The organism is Neisseria sp. P0009.S007 (assembly GCF_051962515.1).
The window spans coordinates 1-250 of sequence record NZ_JBQCVF010001200.1 but is presented as its reverse complement, the minus strand read 5'-3'; the positions used below and the strand labels follow the sequence as shown (position 1 = coordinate 250).

1 rRNA gene is annotated in these 250 nt (G+C 54.4%); it reads left to right on the top strand.

Features of this window, described 5'->3' with window-relative positions:
- Positions 1–250 (top strand): 16S ribosomal RNA (locus ACTHS3_RS18295); the annotation flags it as partial.

Here is a 250-nt window from a genome sequence, read left to right as displayed (position 1 = left end):
GTGTATAAGAGACAGCCTACGGGTGGCTGCAGTGGGGAATTTTGGACAATGGGCGCAAGCCTGATCCAGCCATGCCGCGTGCGGGAAGAAGGCCTTCGGGTTGTAAACCGCTTTTGTCAGGGAAGAAATCCTTTGAGTTAATACCTCGGGGGGATGACGGTACCTGAAGAATAAGCACCGGCTAACTTCGTGCCAGCAGCCGCGGTAATACGAAGGGGGCTAGCGTTGTTCGGAATTACTGGGCGTAAAG